1 pseudogene is annotated in these 299 nt (G+C 46.8%); it reads left to right on the top strand.

Annotated elements, in window-relative coordinates:
• A pseudogene (locus CWC11_RS23065) lies at window positions 1-299 on the top strand (DUF2339 domain-containing protein); the annotation flags it as partial.

Raw genomic sequence — 299 nt, 5'->3', positions numbered from 1 at the left:
CTTGATTGGTGACTACCCTGATTTTACTAACCTCAGTTTCCAAGAATCCGTGTTGCTAGCTTTGAATTGGCTAGTGCTTGGCGCTGTATATCTGTGGCGAGGGCAGCTCAGCGACAAGGGCAACAGACTTTATCCGCTTGCCGCGAGCTTGCTATTACTTGGAAGCGCGTCGCTCCACTTTGATATTTCGTTTGCCAATAATCCGTTTTTGGATAGGCAATATATTGGAGGCGGTGTGATTAATTGGCTACTTTTGCAGTGGTTGATACCAGCATGCGTATTTGCTGTCATGCTCCAGT

The organism is Pseudoalteromonas sp. S3178 (genome assembly GCF_005886985.1).
GTDB lineage: Bacteria > Pseudomonadota > Gammaproteobacteria > Enterobacterales > Alteromonadaceae > Pseudoalteromonas > Pseudoalteromonas carrageenovora.
This window is presented reverse-complemented; position numbering and strand designations above follow the sequence as displayed.